This is a genomic window from Caballeronia sp. ATUFL_M2_KS44, from assembly GCF_023630965.1.
Classification (GTDB): domain Bacteria; phylum Pseudomonadota; class Gammaproteobacteria; order Burkholderiales; family Burkholderiaceae; genus Caballeronia; species Caballeronia concitans.
In genome coordinates, this window is sequence record NZ_JALQEA010000014.1 from 1 (window position 1) to 14,770 (window position 14,770).

Below are 14,770 nucleotides of genomic sequence, written 5' to 3' on the forward strand. Positions count from 1 at the left end.
GCGTGAGCGCAAAAATCCTGGATAGATACGACATCTGTATTTGGCCCGCACCCCGACATTTGTATTTGGCCGTGACATAGTAACGGCTGACTACATGACTGAAGCGGCCTCCCAAGCGCGGCCGCCTGCGCTCGAACGCTTTACGCCGGGTTCGTCGGTGTGCGGGTGTTGCCGTCATCGGCTTCGGTGAGCGGCAAGTCTTCGTTGGACTTCTCGGGCGTCGGCGCCGGTTGCTTCGCCTTGTCAGTATCGACGACATCGGTGCCGGGTTCGTTCTGCGGAATCGTCATGATGATCTCCAATCCGTGCGTAAGTGTGACAGCCGCGCTCGATCGCGCACGACACGGACAGCACGAAGAATGCCCGCGACGGAACGCGATTTGCTGAACTGGACCATCCGCAAGCCTTTCACCATGACGTTCAGAAACCGGAGCCGCTCATGTCCGCTGAAAACAGCAATCCGCCTCAGAACCCGATCGATTCGGAAGGCCTGACCGACCTCGGTCCGGCGCAGCCCGAAGATCCGCCGCACCGTCCCGGCGAAGACGCCGAACTGCGCGATCCGCCGAGTCCCGCGGGCGTGCCGCCGGTTGACGAGAACGGCCGCTAGCAAGTACGGCGCGGTTTTCCGTCGCCCGATTGTCCGCACCGAACCTGCGAAACGGGCGCGCAACGCCTTGCCGTTCACGCGCTCGCGCGATTCAAAACGCCATCCGCATGAGATTACGTCCAGTCTCTCGGCTTTTTGTCACCGATTAGGCATGATTATCTGCGTCAAATCCAGCGAATGGTTCAATAAGCATGCAAATCTTTAAAAATTTATTGAGATTTTGTTTTTAGAGTGCAATATCAAAAGAAATTAATAGTACATGAGCATTTCCTCAGTTATCCTCGGTTTGGGGATCGGGATCATCTTCAAACACTCCGTGAGGCCACGAATGAAACAGGGACATGTTCATCACCGCATTCTCATTGCTGAACCGATGCCGATAGTTGCTGAGCCTATAAGGAATCTGCTCAGCGCTGGTTCGCCTGACAGTCTGGTCGAAATTGCAACCGGCAAATCCCAGCTCCTTTCTTGCCTGGAATACAGCATCGTCGATCTGGTGATCATGAATCCCGCGTTTGTACAGCCTGACCTGGATATCGGAAACGTGCAATTGCTCGTTCAGTTTCGACGGCGGTTTCCCACCGTCCCCATTTTGCTCGTTACTACATTGCGAGATCCGCTCATTCTCGAGGAAATCGCCTTGCTGAACCGTATTGGAATCGGAAGCATGAGCGACCATTTAGATGATTTGATCGATCTGGGCAAGCGTTTGTTGGATGGCGCTTTCGGCAGTGTCTCGCCGCAGATCGATGTAATGTTCCGCGCCGCACGCAACATGCGCAATCCGGTCTAGACAAGCACCAGCCTCCGAGCGCGGCGTCCGCCCGGCGCACCGGAGCCCGTGAACGATCACCCTGCCCTCCACACGGTCAGGCGCATAATCCGATAATCGTCAAATTTTTTCGACAATCCATCCCGCAGGTGCAACTCTCCGATCAGCGTGCCATAGTCGCACCTCATCGCGCGCAGCGATTCTTTTCCGGGGTCACACCATGATCGGGCAATACGACGACCTTAATCAAGCGCTTTACGCAGGCAATATCGATGAATGTTTCCGGTTTCTCGATGAACGCCTCGCTTCAGACGGTCATTCCGCCGATTACTGGCATTGGCGCGCCGTTACGCATTTACGCGCCGGTCAGTTTCACAAAGCGCTCGATATATGCTTTAGGCTCACGCATGAATTCGACATATTCGCTTTTCACATTCACTGTCTATGCGACATTTGCGCGCACCTCGGATTAAAGGAAGTCGCGCTTGCTGCCATTGAATCTTTTGCGCAGAAACCCGCCACCGCACCAATCGCCGCCTATTTATGGCGCGTATATGGATGGCATTATCTCGGTGAAGACGACCGGATTATCAGTCTTACGGCCGAAGGTCTCGACGAGCATTCGACTTATGTCCTCGGCCATCATCAGGCGCGCAGTGTCATGCGGCGCGACGGCATTGCGCACGGCGTTTCCGGCATGCATCGATACTGGTCGTCGAACGAATCGCGTCGCGTGCTTTTTCCGCATCTCAATCTGGAGCAATACTGGACCGGCCAGCGCGCCCTGCCCGCACGCATGCACGTCCAGCCGGTCGCATCGGGCTATGGCGACCTGATCAACTGGGCGCGCTATATCGCGGCGCTCGAAGCGATGGGCGTCGAGGTGCATTACGACACGCGCCTCTTTCGCCTCTCGATGCCGCAGCCCGAGCGGGCCGAGTTTGCGCGCGCCATGCACGACGCCGGTTTCACCGCGCCGTCCGGCGATAGCGTCATGTGGACCGATCCGTTCACGCTCTTCACCGCGCTCTTTCCCGCGCTGGGCTACGCGCCATCGCGCCGGTACATCGAGCCGGCCGATCCGTCGAGCGTCGATGCCGTCGTCGATGGCATCTGGCAGCGCGCGCGTGGACGGCGCTGCGTCGGCGTGTTCTGGTCGTCGTGCGAATCGGCGAATAACTTCGCCAATCGCAGTCTGAGTCTGCCCGATCTCGACCCGCTATTCGACAGCCCCGGCGATATCCACTGGGTCATCATGCAGCGCGGCTTCGAGCGCCGGCGCTGGCTGAACGATCCGCGTTCGGCGGATCTCGACCGCTTCGCCACGCTCGATCTCGACCTGACGCTCGGCCAGTCGGCGGCGGTCATCGACAGATTGGATGCGTTCGTCGGCAACGATGGCGGGTTGAGCCACATCGCGGGCGCGCTCGGCAAGCGCAGCTACATGTTCCTGAATCAGGTCGCCGAATGGCGCTATGAGCATGCAGCGACGTCCACGCCGTGGTATCCGAGCATGCGGCTCGTGCGCGCGCCCGAACTGGGCGGTTGGAGCGATGTCGTCGCCACGTTGCAGCGGCTGTTGCATGCAGACGTGTGAAGGGCGGTCCGCTGAAACCGCCGGACCGCCCTTCCCGTTCACCGCTTATTGCTTGACGCTTATTGCCTATGCTTAACGCGCCACGGCCCTGAACCCGTACTCCTCGCGCGCGCCGTAACGTCCCGGCGCGAAGCCGTTGAACACGTGACCGCCGACCTTCGCGCCCACGTTCTCCAGACGGCGCAAGGTTTCCTCCAGTTGCCGCGCACCGGTGCGATCCGCACGCGACACGAGCAGCACCAGGTCGCAGTTCTGCATGGCGATGGATAACGCATCGCTGACCGGCAGCACCGGCGGCGAATCGATCACGATGTAGTCGTAGATGTCGCGCAGCATCGTGAGCGTCTCCTGGAACGCAGGGCGGCCGAGCAGTTCCGCCGGGTTCTCCGGATACGCCGCGCCCGCATCCATGATCGACAGCCCGCCGTTGCCGAGCGGCACGATCGCTTCGTCGACGCGCGCGCTGCCTTCCAGCACTTCGGCGAGACCCGGACCCGTGCGGCCATCGACGAGATGACGCAGCCGCCCTTGGCGCATGTCGGCGTCGATCAACAACACGGATGCGCGCGTTTCGGCCAGCAGATACGCGAAGTTCGACGACACGAAGCTCTTGCCCACGCCTTGCGTCGGACCGGTGAAGAGAATCACCTTGCCGCCGGGCTGATTCGGATCCGCGATGTACGACGGATTCATCACGCTCGTGGTGCCGTTGAACGGCATCGCGTTGATCTGACTGAACGGGTTCATGCCGCCCAGACCCATATGATTCATCGGGACCGGCGCGCCGCTCAGCATCGCACGCACGCTGCTGCGCAGCGACCGCAGCGCTTCGATGCTCGGATCGGTCGGGCTCGTCATCGCGAGCAGCTTGGCGGGCGCGGCGTTGTGCGTGAGCGCGCGCACGTCCTGCTTCAGTTGGGCGGTCGAACGGGCGATGACAGCAAGACGCGGCAGTTGCGAGAAGTTGTCGATTTCTTCCGGACTCCGAAGTTCCTTGCGATTCAACGCGATCAGATAGATCGACACCGTGCTCACGAACAGGCCGCCGAAAATGGAGCCGAGCAACACGATCCATCCGCGCGGCCACGACTGCTTCTCGGGCGCGACCGCCCAGTCGACCACGGCAATGCCCGGCGGCGTGCTGGCGGCGGCGACTTCGAGCTGCTGCGCGTTGGTGAGCACGCTCGTGTAGAGCTGCGTCGTGACGGCGACATCGCGTGCGAGTTCCACGTATTGACGTTGCACGGTCGGCAGGTTCGACGCGATCTTCGACGTCTCCGCGATCTCATGCTTCACCTGATTGAGCTGCGTGAGCGCGCTCTGATAGTTCTCGTTGCCCGGCTGATACCGATGCTGCGCGGCATCGAGCGCGAGCTGCAAATTCGTCTGCTGCTCTTCGAGGCGGCTCATGCGCGTGATGAGCGCGGTGTTCTGCTGCGCGATATCGACGGTGCCGGTCTGCGTGCGGAACGTGTTCAGGCGGCTTTCCGCGGCCTCCAGATCGCTCTTCAGCGCGGGCAGGCGCTTCTTCAGGAAGCCGAGGCTCGTCTGCGCTTGCGCGGCGCGGCGCTCGACATCGCGTTCCTGATAGGTCTTGATGATCGCGTTGACCATCGCCTGCGCGACGAGCGGCGATTCGGCCTGATAGCTGAGGCGGATCAGCGCCGGATCGTGCAGCGTCGAATCGCGCGGCGGAATGGCCGTACGCAGACGCGCGAGCACGTTGTCGAAAGTCGTTTGCTGCGAGTATTTGCGCAGCTCGAAGCTCACGCCGGGACGCGCGCGCAACGTGTCGATGCGCAGCTCGCCGGGCGCGCGTCCTTCGGGCGTATCGACCTGGAAGGACACCGTTTCGCCGACGCTTCCTTGCGCGAGCGCGTTGTCGTCCTTGTCGTAGAGCGTCCAGCGTCCGCCCTGTCCCGCGACCACGTGGAACTTCGCCTTCAGCGCGGCCTCGGGCACCGTGAAGACGCCGGGCTTGAGGCGCTCGCCGCCCCATGCGTATTGATCGAGACCGAACAGCGCGGGCGCGAGTTCGTTGTCGGTTGCGTGGCGCGAAGCCAGGTAATTGCCGATCAGCGGGAAGTGGCTTTGAGTCTCGACGACGGTTTCCGCGCCCGTCGCCGCGATCGCCGCGCTCACGACCGAACGCGAGGTGAGCACATCGCTTTCATCGCTGGCGGAAGCGTCGGCGGCCATGGAGCCGGAGACGTCGGACAGCGCGCTGATCGACGTGCCCGCCTTGCTTTGCACGCGCAACAGCGCTTCGGCGCGGTATTGCGGCGTGGCGAGCAGCACGTAGAGCACGCCCGCTGCGCAACACGTTCCGGTGACAGCGCCCAGCAAGGTCTTGTGACGCACGACGCTGCGCCACAAGTCGGCCAGGCCGTCGCCGCGTTGCGGTACAGGCGTCATGACGGGGCGCATGTTATATGAAAGCATGTTATATCCCTAACAAAGAAATAAAAGACCTGAGACGTCGGTCGCAACCGACGACGGCGCGTTCCCTCGTGCACGCCGTTTGACGCTTTTAATCGACCGTGATGAACACCGGTCCCTGCGCTTCAGTGACTGCCAGCACGTTGCGCTCGTTGCGCCGCGCGCCGTACACATCCGTGATGACCGCGCCGGCCGGTAAGCGCGATACATCGAGATTCATGACATTGCCCGCGCCATAGCACCAGACGACATACTTGGTGCGATGCGCGTCGTCGAGCTTGAGCACCGCCGTTTGCTCTTTCTCGTCGATGAAATACCGCGCGTTCTTCGCGTTGGCCGTGAATGCGAAGAGATGCTTCACGGCGTGATACGCGGGCAGCTTGCCGTTGGCTGCATCGAGCAGACCGAAGTTGTGTTCCATCTCCTTCGGGTCGGTGCCGTCGTTGCGCATGTCGTAGTACGACGTCAGCCCGACTTGCGCGATCCAGTTCATCAGCAGCAGGCGCACCGCATGGTTCGCTTGCCGTGCGCGCGCTTCACTCGAATGACCATTGCCGATATCGGCTACATAGTGATATCCGACGCTCGGGTATGACCATTCGGTTGCCCACACTTGCGGACGTTTCGCATAGCCCGACAAGTCGTGGCGCAACTCGCGATAGTCGGCGAGCACGGTCTCCGGCTCCTCTTGCCGATACGGATGCACGCTTACTGCATCGGGGCCCGTTTGCGTCGCGCTGATGTCGCCGACCGCGCGAATGAAGCCGCGATCGACCTGCTGCACGCCGCCCGTCGCAATGACCACGTTGGGATTCGCCGAGCGCGCCGCTTTTACGGCGCTTTCCAGCAACGCGCGATACGCCGATGGCGATGGCGTCGCGAGCCAGTAATCCTTGTGGTCCTGCTCGTTCCAGACTTCGAAGCGCACCGGCGCATCGCGATAACGCCAAGCCGCCTGGTAGACATACGTGCGGAACGCGGCGAGCTGCGGCGGCGACGTCGGCGGCTGATTCGGGCTATACGCGTAATGCTTGTAGCCGAGTATGAAAAGCGCGCCGAGGCCGCGTGCGCGCAGGTTGTTCACGAGACCGTCGAAGCCCGCGAAATGCCAGCCATCCGGCGCCTGCACGGCTTCCCAGAACAGGTCGGTGCGCACGAACGAAAAGCCCACGTCCTTCACGGCGTCGAGCAGCTTCGTATCGCCGATCTGGTGGATCGCCACGCCCGTGTTCGCCCTCGCCGATGCAAACGCCGGCACCGCGACATACGCACGTTCCAGCGACGATGCGGAGCCGTCAAGCGCGATCGTCGGCGTCGCCGATGCGGGCAGCATGGCGCCGCACATGGCGAGCAACGCGGCCACGGTCAGCCGCCGCCTGAAAGTGCCGCTCGTTCGCATGGCGTCAGAGACCCCGCAGGCCGTCGTGCTGTGTATCGATGACGGTCATGGCCGTCGTGCCCGGCGCGCCCATGTTTCGTGCGCGCCATCCGGCCGGCATGAAGCGCGCCGGCATGCGCCAGATGTGCGGTTGCGTGAGCGTCGCGTTCTCGCGCAGATAGCTGATCGTGATGCCGAGGAACAGCAGGCAGCCGATCGATTCGCAGATGTCGGTCGTCGCGCACGCGAAGAGCAGGAACAGCATCATCGCCCACGACGGCCGGTCGTTGGCCTCGGCGCGCACCATCAGCCGCACGAAGAATCCCACGAGCAGCACCGCGCCGAAGAAGCCGAAGCTCGCGAGCGCATAGAGCACCGTGTTGTCCGCATACGCGACGTTGAAGCCGAACGCGCTCTCGTAATACGTCGTCGCCGATCCGAAGCCGCCCGGCCCGAGCCCGAGCCATATCCGGTTATCTTTCAGCAGCCCTTCGAGCAGGATCGGCCACGTATTGAACATGCGGTCCTGGAACGAAGCGAGCGTCGTGAAACCGGTGCCGGAAAGATTGAACATCAACTCGGCGATGAACGAAGCGAGCGGAAACACCACGGCGAACGCCGCCGCGCACAGGCACGCGCGCTTGAAGGTCATCGTCGAGAAAAGGCAATGCACCGCGACGACGAGCGCGAGCGACACGGGCGCCGTCTTGTTGGTCGTCGCGTGAATGGCCGCGCCGGCGGCTATGAGCAACGCGCACTGCATCCAGCGCTTGGGCGTGCGCATGAGCAGCCACGTGGTGAGAAGGCCGGCCATCAGCCCCGTGGATGCGCTGTCGCGTCCGAATCCCGAGAGCCGCGACGCCATGCCCACATACGACGCCACCGCGGCTCGCACGTTATGGCCGCCGACCGACACGCTCACGCCGACCCAGGGCATCGGCATGAAGGTGTTCGCCAGAATGCCGATGCCGCATAGCGCGGCGAGCACCGCGAATGCCGTCGTCGCCGCGCGCCCGTTCAGCATCATGAGCGCTTGCGGCGAAGCGGTGAGCGCGAAGAGCATCGGCATGATGGTCCATAGCCAGAAGCCGACCGCTTCAGGCGCCACGCCATGCGAAAGCGACACGCACGATTCCGCGAGCATGTACAGCGCGATGAACGCATGAGTCGCTTTGGGACGCCGGAGAAGCGTGTACAGCACCCACGCGAACATCAGCGCCTTGGGAAGATACGCGGCCTGCGGCACGCCTACCATTGAGGTGTAATAGCGGACGACACCCGAGAGCACGTCGCTGCCCACGGCGGCGATGAAAGTCGCCACCCACAGCTTGTCTTCGAGCGAAGCCCTGTTCGATACCCTGTTCATTGATTACCGTCGCATGTCGTTGGGCGCCGTCGTTTGCGAAATGCAAGCATCGACCGCCTCTTGTTGTTTGCACGCTCGGGTGACTGCCGACGAACCTGGCCAGGCTCATCCCCGTTCCCGCAAATTTACCTATGCGGTTCACGGCGATCCGTGCGCATACGCACGAATCTCGTCCGGCGCGAACCCCTGTTCGCGTCCGCTTTGTCCGCTTGCGCGCATATGGAAGCCGCGGCTTGTGCGCACGATCGCCGCTACGAGCGGCAGCGCACATAAGCCGCGCTGAAGACGCAGGAATCGGTGTTTGCACCATGTCGGCGTGACTAAACGCACGTGCGTGCGTCGTCGTACATTGCGGCGCAATCGTCACGCATAGGATTGCCTAACAAATGCGCCGAGACGTGGGAAACCGGTGCGGGCGGGACAAGCCGACAAAACCAAGAACGAGAATCGCCATGAGCGAGACCGGAAGGCACGCGTGGACAACACGGCGGACGTCATGCACGAACGCGCATCGATTCATTTCGACGCCCGACCCGCCCGCCTTCGCATGAGCTTTTCTATCGAGTCTCGCGCGTGAGCGAATCGCCGTTTATCCACGTCATTTCCGAGAGCGCTTTATGAATGCACAGGACCGTGCCGCACTGACGCAGGCATCGCGAGGAGGGATCGCGATTTTCGAATCGATGGTGTCGCAGCCGACGCTCGAAGCCATCAACCGCAATCTCGACGCCGCCTATGCCGCGACGCCGGATCACGAGCAGTTCTTCGGCTACGCGAAGGACATCGTGCGGACGTTGCGCGACGACGTCGCGTTTCGGGAGCTGGAAAGCGAGGCGGTGCGCACCGCTTCGAACTGGCTGTCGTCGACGATGCATGTGGAAGGCACCGTGGGACCGTGGTTCGGTCTGCGCGTGGGAAGCAGCACGTCGCCATCGGGCAGTCATTGCCGGCATTTCGATTCGCAAGTGCTCACGCTCGTGATCGTGCTGCAAACTGCAAGCGACGATGACCGCAGCGGCGATCTCATCGTCTATCCGAAGCCGCGCGGCATTCCGCGACGCCGCGACAACGTCCTGCGCAAGAGCGTGCAATGGGGCGAGCGCGCGCTGCCCTTCCCGCTTCGCGCGGCGCGCACGCAACGTCATCTGGAACGCGGCCAGTGTTATCGCATTCGCGGCACGGCGGGCAGCGTGTATGTGTTCAACGGCTTCCTGATGCAGCACTGCAACCTGGACGTGCTGCAGGGCGAGCGCCGCAGTCTCGTCATTCATTACCTCGATCCGGGTCTCTCGCTCGGACTCGCGCAGGTGAATCGGCTGCGCCGCAACGAGAAGGCGTTACCGAAGGAAGCCGTGCGTCCCGTCGAGCCGGCCGCCGAACTCGACGTGACGTGATGCCTGCTCGTGACGTCTAAACGAGGCGCGTCGCGAGTGTCTGCGGCAGCGGACTGCGCCGCGTGAGCGCGCATGTCGGCGCTTCATGGTGCGGCCCGCGCACGTAGCTTTCGAGCTGATCGATGGCGAACTGCTGCTCGTCGATGAGATGCCGCACCATGTCGCCGATCGACAGCATGCCGACGAGCCGCCCGTCATCGATGACCGGCAGATGACGGATGCGATGGTGCGTCATCAACGCCATGCAATCGTCCGTGCGCGTGGGGAGACTAATCGACGTGACGGGCGACGTCATGATTTCGCCGACCGTCGTCGTGCGCGACGCCTTGTCCTGCAGGATCACCTTGCGCGCATAGTCCCGCTCCGTCACGATGCCGCGCACCGCGCCGTTCTGATCGCCGCTCGCCGTCACGACGAGTGCGCCGACGCCCGCGTGCGACATCATGCCGATCGCCTCGAAGACGCTCGCCTGCGCGCCGATGGTATGGACCGACTTGTCGGTCTTCGCTTTCAGGACTTGCTTCACCGTTGCCATGCCGTTCTCCCGTTGCATGATTTGCGCTGCATCAATCGAAGTCGAAGAGTTCGCCGAGAAAGGACTTCTTGCGGCGCGGATAACCGTGCCGGCCTTTCGAGTCGCCGTAGTGGTGATCGTCGTGACGATAGTGCTGATGCCGGTCGCGATCGCGTGGGTAAGGCTGCGCTTGCTGCACGGAAACCTGCTCGTCGCGCCGGATGAGGTGATCGAGTTCGCCACGGTCGAGCCACACGCCGCGACAGTTCGGGCAATAGTCGATTTCGATGCCTTCGCGCGCGGTCATCAGCAGATCCGTCGCGGGGCAGACGGGGCATTTCATGTCGAATCCTTTCCGATTGCTTTCAATGGAGCCAATCTAACGGAACGATCGACGGCGTGAAATGCACGAATCCGGGTGCATTGGTTCGGAAAAACCGAAGTGTCGGTGCGCGATGCGCAGGCGGCATCTTATGCATCGACTCATGCAACGACTCAGCCAGCGGATGACGCGCACCACTCGCGCCACATGCGGCGGTACGCGTCTTCGAGATGGCGCGTGAAGCGCGGGGCGTTCATCATCGGCGATGCTTCGAGGCGCGCTCTCAGCGATGCGCGCAACTCGGCAAGACGCGGACGATCGTTCGCAAGACGCGTCACGATATCGACGTAGGCGTCGTCGTCATGCGCGACGAGTTCGGGCACGCCGAGGTTCATCAACAGGCTGAGTCCGGCGCGGCTGCACGACGTCTCGCCCGCACGCTACGGCACGGGCACGCCCATCCAGAGCGCGTCGAGACTCGTGGTGTGACCGTTGTACGGAAACGTATCGAGACCGATGTCGATGTCGCGATACGTCCGCAGATACGCCACCCGGTCCTGATAGCCGACGAACGTCACGCGCGACATGTCCACGCCGAGCGCGCTCAGGCGTTCGCCGAAGCGCTCGCGCGGCCCCGCTCCGGCCAGCAGAACGAAGCGCGCATCCGGCACCGCCGCGAGAATTGCCGCCCACATGCGCAACGTGCGCGCCGACGCCTTGCATGGATTATTCAGGAATCCGAACGTTACATGGCCGTTGCGTTCGGCCGGCAATGGTCCGACGCCCGGCGCGTCGGGCGACGTCACACGCGGGTCGAAACACCAGAACGTCTCGGGCAGCCAGACGGATTCCTCGCTATAGCGCTCGCTCGTCGATCGGCCGGGCGGATCGATCCACGGATCGGTCAGGCGATAGCGAATCGCGCGGCTGCCCGTCGTGCCCGGATACGCGAGCCATTGCACCTGCACCGGCGCGGGGCGTCGCGCAAACAGCAGCGGGCGGCCGGACGCCATGTGCATCGTCAGATCGACGAGCACGTCGATGCCATCGTCGCGAATCGTCTGTGCGAGCTGCGCGTCGTCGAGCGCATGGACGTCGCGCCAGACGTCGGCCATCGGGCGCATGAACTGCGTGATCTCGTCGGGCTGCCTGACGCTCGCATAGCAGACGATTTCGAACGATGCATGATCGTGCTGCGCGAGCACCGGCGCCGTGAACATCGACTGGCAATGCGCGCGAAAATCCGGCGCGACGTAGCCGATCTTCAGCCGCCGCGCAGGCGAGCGGTCATTCGCGTAGCGCGCGTGCGCGTCGAAGAGCGGCGCTTCGTGTCGCGCGGCAAAGCGCAGGCATTCGTCGAGAATCTCTTTCGGCGTCTCGGCGTGATAGGTCAATGCATAGTTGAGATTGCGATGCACGCATTCGTTGCCCGGGGCGCACGCCACCGCGCGGCGAAACGCGTCGATGGCTTCGTCCATGCGGCTCATGTCCTTCAGCACGCTCGCGAGATTGTTGTGCGCTTCGGCGGAATCCGGGCAGATGGCGATCGACCGGCGCAGCAGCGACTCGGCCTCGGCCAGCCGGTCCAGATCGCGCACGACGCGGCCCAGGTTCGTAAGCGCATGCGCATGATCGGGGCGAAGCGCGATGACCCGTCGATACGCCGCTTCCGCGTCAACCAAACGCCCCTCCGCGCCCAGCAGCACGCCGAGGTTGTAATGCCACTCGGCGTTGTCCGGGCGCATCGCGAGCGCCGCGCGGTACGCCGCTTCGGCTTCGTGCGGCCGTCCTCGCGCGTGAAGCGTATCGGCGAGGCAGGCGCGCGCGTCGGCATTATCTGGCTGCAAAGCGATGACTTTCCGATCCGCGCGCTCCGCGTCGTCGGGCCGCCCGAGTTCCCGCTGCACGCGCGCCAGTCCCATGATGGCGTCGGCGTCATCAGCGCGAATGGCGAGCGCCGCGCGGAACGCGGCTTCGGCCTCCGCGAACCGGCCAAGCGACGTCAGCGACCGGCCGAGCCCGCAATGCGCCTCCACGTAGTCGGGGCGCAGTTCGGTCGCGCGCCGGTGGAAAGCCAGCGCCCGCGCGTACTTGCCGCTCTGTTGCAGCAGCAGTCCCAGATTGTGATGCGCCAGTTCGAAGCCGGGGCGCGCCCGCACCGCGCGACGCAGCGCCCCGCGCGCCTCGTCCAGCCGGCCCTGTTCGCGCAGCATGTTGCCGAGATTGTTGTGCGCTTCCGCGTAATCGGGACGTGCGGCCGTCGCATCGCGATACGCGGCTTGCGCTTCGGCGAAACGTCCTCGGGCCGACAAAAGGTTCGCGAGGTTGTAATGCGCTTCGGCGAGATCCGGACGACCGCGCAGCGCCTCGCGCAAACACGCTTCGGCCTCGTCCGGCCGCCCGAGCTGGCGCAGCAGATTGCCGAGGTTGTAATGCGCTTCGGAAAAATCCGGCCGAATGAGAATCGCCCGCCGATAAACCGATTCCGCGTCCGCGACGCGCCCTTGCGACATCAGCAGATTGGCGAGATTGCCATAACTGCCCGCGTGATCCGGATAATCGTCGATGGTGCGGCGCCAATGACTTTCCGCATCGTCGAGCCGGTTTAATCGATAGCAGCAAATGGCGGCCAGATTGAGCGCTTCGGCGTTCGCAGCCGATACGGCGATCAAGGGATTCAATGCGTGCAGCGCTTGCTGAAAATCGCCGTTCGAATAAAGGGCGACGGCGGTATCGTAAGGATTGGAATGGAATTGCATGAGCGAAGCGCGAACGACGCGTGTTTCGATGATTGCCAAAGGGTAAAACTAGCAGACGCGCCAGGCGGAATCGTCAAGAACTATAAAGCCGTGCAAAAGGCGAAACAGCGGTGAAACAGCGCGAAAACGCGCCGCATTCGCGCTTCGCCACGTTCAACGACTTGCACATCATCTCAAAACCCCGCAAGCTCTCGATTGGCGGCGGGCGGCTGCTCGCCAATCCGCGCCAATCCGCACTTCAAGGGCCCCCATGTCCGATAAATCCACGATGACCGAAGAACGCGAAGGCTCCGATCGGCCCGACCTGCTCTACCTTTTGCAAGGCGCCGAAGATTTCAGCCGCTTCGTGTTTCCCGACAGCGAAGCGCTCTTCAAGAGCCTCGCGCACCGGCAGACGCCGCATACGCTTTTCATCACCTGTGCCGACTCGCGCGTGTCGCCCGAGATGATCACGCAGACGCGACCCGGCGAGCTGTTCGTGTGCCGCAACATCGGCAATATTGTGCCGGCGTACGGCGAAATGCTCGGCGGCGTCTCGGCGGTGGTGGAGTTCGCGGTGCTCGCGCTGAACGTGCGGCAGATCGTGATTTGCGGCCACTCGGACTGCGGCGCGATGAAAGGCCTCGCATCGGGCGCGACCATCGCCGATGAAATGCCGACGGTGCACGCCTGGCTGCGCAACGCGGAAGCCGCGCGCAGCGTCGTGATGGCGCGAAAGCTGGAAGAAGCGCGCGTCGTGCAGGCGATGGTCGAGGAGAACATCCGGCTGCAGCTCACGCATTTGCGCACGCATCCGGCGGTGGCCGGGCGGCTTGCGCTAAAACAACTTCAGGTGCAGGGCTGGGTCTACGACATCGGGCAAGGTGAAGTGTCGATTTTCGACGAAGGCGGCGGCGGCTTCGAATCGATTCCCGAAGCGCGCGAGCGTCTGCTGCGCCAAGGCGCGGCTTAAGCGCGTTCATCACGGCGCGGCCTGCCGCCGCGCCGTTCACCGGCTGCTTACTGCACGCCCTTCTTGGCCGCGAGATCCTGCGCCATCTTCAAGTGCTGCTGGATGGTCGGCAGCGCCTTCTGAGCCGCCTTCTTCAGGTCGGCGTTCTGGCCGTCTTGCGCTTCCTTCTGGAACGCCTCGACAGCCTTCTGGTGACCCTCGACACCGACCTTCTGGATATAGGCCGTATCGAATTCCTTGCCCTTCAGGCCCTTCAGCGAATCGAGCACGGCGGTATCCGAGTTGTCCTTCGGAACGGTCACGCCATGGGGCGCAGCCATCTTGAGTTGCAACGTGAGCTTGGTGTGATCGAGCATCATGTGATGCGCGAAGTTCTTCACGTCCTTGTCCTGCGACTGCTTCGTCGCGAGCTTGGCCGCATCGATTTCGGTCGAGCCGGACATCGACGCCGCCTGCACGAATTCCTTGTCCTGCGCGGGCAAATCGTTGGCCATCGTCGTGCTGGCCGCCTGCGTCTGCGCGAGCGTGACGGACGGCGCCGCGGCAAAGAGCGCCGATGCCAGCGCGGTGAGCAGAACTGCATTGCGTTTCATTGAGGCCTCCTTTGGCGTTGATTACCCGCTCATTCAGCAATAGCGATGCCACGCATTCGTTCGAGCGGAATGCC

12 protein-coding genes and 1 pseudogene are annotated in these 14,770 nt (G+C 63.0%); 5 read left to right on the forward strand and 8 right to left on the reverse strand.

The genetic code is table 11. The features are described from left to right. Window positions 1-140: 140 nt before the first annotated feature. Window positions 141-290 (reverse strand): hypothetical protein, encoded by a 150-nt coding sequence (locus tag NCR39_RS07085; protein WP_250451562.1) that lies wholly within the window; start codon window positions 288-290, stop codon window positions 141-143. A 149-nt stretch (window positions 291-439) separates the two neighbouring features. Here NCR39_RS07085 and NCR39_RS07090 point away from each other — a divergent pair, with 149 nt between their 5' ends. The 3 genes from NCR39_RS07090 to NCR39_RS07100 all read left to right on the forward strand — a co-directional run bounded on the left by NCR39_RS07090 (window position 440) and on the right by NCR39_RS07100 (window position 2,979). After that, window positions 440-610 (forward strand): hypothetical protein, encoded by a 171-nt coding sequence (locus NCR39_RS07090; RefSeq protein ID WP_250451563.1) that lies wholly within the window; start codon window positions 440-442, stop codon window positions 608-610. Window positions 611-869: 259 nt separating this feature from the next. After that, on the forward strand, window positions 870-1,403 hold the full coding sequence (locus tag NCR39_RS07095) for a response regulator (protein WP_250451564.1): 534 nt from the start codon (window positions 870-872) through the stop codon (window positions 1,401-1,403). 640 nt (window positions 1,404-2,043) lie between these two features. After that, window positions 2,044-2,979, forward strand: a complete 936-nt coding sequence (locus NCR39_RS07100; RefSeq protein WP_250451565.1) for a glycosyltransferase family 9 protein — start codon at window positions 2,044-2,046, stop codon at window positions 2,977-2,979. Between the two features lie 72 nt (window positions 2,980-3,051). On the opposite strand, the gene NCR39_RS07105 is transcribed toward NCR39_RS07100, so the two are convergent. The 3 genes from NCR39_RS07105 to NCR39_RS07115 all read right to left on the reverse strand — a co-directional run bounded on the left by NCR39_RS07105 (window position 3,052) and on the right by NCR39_RS07115 (window position 8,162). Continuing rightward, window positions 3,052-5,421, reverse strand: coding sequence for a polysaccharide biosynthesis tyrosine autokinase (locus tag NCR39_RS07105; RefSeq protein WP_250451566.1), 2,370 nt, complete (start codon window positions 5,419-5,421; stop codon window positions 3,052-3,054). An 88-nt stretch (window positions 5,422-5,509) separates the two neighbouring features. Then, on the reverse strand, window positions 5,510-6,817 hold the full coding sequence (locus NCR39_RS07110; protein ID WP_250451567.1) for a cellulase family glycosylhydrolase: 1,308 nt from the start codon (window positions 6,815-6,817) through the stop codon (window positions 5,510-5,512). A 4-nt stretch (window positions 6,818-6,821) separates the two neighbouring features. Further along, entirely contained in the window at window positions 6,822-8,162 is a 1,341-nt protein-coding gene (locus NCR39_RS07115) for an O-antigen ligase family protein (protein WP_250451568.1), read from the reverse strand. Between the two features lie 617 nt (window positions 8,163-8,779). On the opposite strand from NCR39_RS07115, the gene NCR39_RS07120 reads away from it, so the two are divergent. Beyond that, entirely contained in the window at window positions 8,780-9,556 is a 777-nt protein-coding gene (locus NCR39_RS07120) for a hypothetical protein (RefSeq protein WP_250451569.1), read from the forward strand. Between the two features lie 16 nt (window positions 9,557-9,572). On the opposite strand, the gene NCR39_RS07125 is transcribed toward NCR39_RS07120, so the two are convergent. From NCR39_RS07125 to NCR39_RS07135, 3 genes and pseudogenes are all read right to left on the reverse strand, one after another. Next, window positions 9,573-10,091, reverse strand: a complete 519-nt coding sequence (locus tag NCR39_RS07125; protein ID WP_250451648.1) for a CBS domain-containing protein — start codon at window positions 10,089-10,091, stop codon at window positions 9,573-9,575. Window positions 10,092-10,122: 31 nt separating this feature from the next. Beyond that, on the reverse strand, window positions 10,123-10,413 hold the full coding sequence (locus NCR39_RS07130) for a TFIIB-type zinc ribbon-containing protein (protein WP_040048461.1): 291 nt from the start codon (window positions 10,411-10,413) through the stop codon (window positions 10,123-10,125). Between the two features lie 152 nt (window positions 10,414-10,565). Then, window positions 10,566-13,151 (reverse strand): annotated as a pseudogene (locus NCR39_RS07135) (tetratricopeptide repeat protein). 250 nt (window positions 13,152-13,401) lie between these two features. Here NCR39_RS07135 and NCR39_RS07140 point away from each other — a divergent pair. After that, complete coding sequence (locus NCR39_RS07140; RefSeq protein WP_250451570.1) at window positions 13,402-14,103, forward strand: carbonic anhydrase; 702 nt, start codon at window positions 13,402-13,404, stop codon at window positions 14,101-14,103. Window positions 14,104-14,150: 47 nt separating this feature from the next. Here the strand turns inward: NCR39_RS07140 and NCR39_RS07145 are convergent, their stop codons facing one another. After that, complete coding sequence (locus NCR39_RS07145) at window positions 14,151-14,696, reverse strand: DUF4142 domain-containing protein (RefSeq protein WP_250451571.1); 546 nt, start codon at window positions 14,694-14,696, stop codon at window positions 14,151-14,153. Window positions 14,697-14,770: the final 74 nt, after the last annotated feature.

Coding starts and splice junctions, on each gene's coding strand:
- NCR39_RS07090 (WP_250451563.1), top strand. CDS start 440: ATGTCCGCTGAAAACAGCAATCCGCCTCAGAACCCGATCGATTCGGAA.
- NCR39_RS07140 (WP_250451570.1), top strand. CDS start 13,402: ATGTCCGATAAATCCACGATGACCGAAGAACGCGAAGGCTCCGATCGG.
- NCR39_RS07095 (WP_250451564.1), top strand. CDS start 870: ATGAGCATTTCCTCAGTTATCCTCGGTTTGGGGATCGGGATCATCTTC.
- NCR39_RS07085 (WP_250451562.1), bottom strand. CDS start 290: ATGACGATTCCGCAGAACGAACCCGGCACCGATGTCGTCGATACTGAC.
- NCR39_RS07125 (WP_250451648.1), bottom strand. CDS start 10,091: ATGGCAACGGTGAAGCAAGTCCTGAAAGCGAAGACCGACAAGTCGGTC.
- NCR39_RS07130 (WP_040048461.1), bottom strand. CDS start 10,413: ATGAAATGCCCCGTCTGCCCCGCGACGGATCTGCTGATGACCGCGCGC.
- NCR39_RS07145 (WP_250451571.1), bottom strand. CDS start 14,696: ATGAAACGCAATGCAGTTCTGCTCACCGCGCTGGCATCGGCGCTCTTT.
- NCR39_RS07100 (WP_250451565.1), top strand. CDS start 2,044: ATGCGGCGCGACGGCATTGCGCACGGCGTTTCCGGCATGCATCGATAC.
- NCR39_RS07110 (WP_250451567.1), bottom strand. CDS start 6,817: ATGCGAACGAGCGGCACTTTCAGGCGGCGGCTGACCGTGGCCGCGTTG.
- NCR39_RS07115 (WP_250451568.1), bottom strand. CDS start 8,162: ATGAACAGGGTATCGAACAGGGCTTCGCTCGAAGACAAGCTGTGGGTG.
- NCR39_RS07120 (WP_250451569.1), top strand. CDS start 8,780: ATGAATGCACAGGACCGTGCCGCACTGACGCAGGCATCGCGAGGAGGG.
- NCR39_RS07105 (WP_250451566.1), bottom strand. CDS start 5,421: ATGCTTTCATATAACATGCGCCCCGTCATGACGCCTGTACCGCAACGC.